The sequence below is a fragment of the Limosilactobacillus galli genome, from assembly GCF_947381495.1.
Classification (GTDB): Bacteria; Bacillota; Bacilli; order Lactobacillales; family Lactobacillaceae; genus Limosilactobacillus; species Limosilactobacillus galli.
Map to the genome: position 1 here is coordinate 1 of NZ_CANCWK010000156.1, position 211 is coordinate 211.

The 211-nt window shown below is 39.8% G+C and carries 1 protein-coding gene; it reads left to right on the plus strand.

Features of this window, described 5'->3' with window-relative positions:
* Positions 1-101: 101 nt before the first annotated feature.
* Positions 102-211, plus strand: a 110-nt coding sequence (locus QOS10_RS09695) for a helix-turn-helix domain-containing protein (RefSeq protein WP_283595222.1), incomplete at its 3' end; no start/stop codon positions are given.

Below are 211 nucleotides of genomic sequence, written 5' to 3' on the forward strand. Positions count from 1 at the left end.
GGCAGATTGTAAAATTTAAGTTGAACATTTAAGTGGACAGAAAAACCCATCAAGGTCTTTAATGGTGTTACCACAACATTCCATTAGAAAGAAGGACCTTGATGGGCACCACTATTTTATCATTCCAGAACCGCGTTGTCATTGAAACGCTTCATAGTGAAGGACGTTCCTTGCGATACATCGCTAACTACTTAGGCTTTAGTAAGACCAC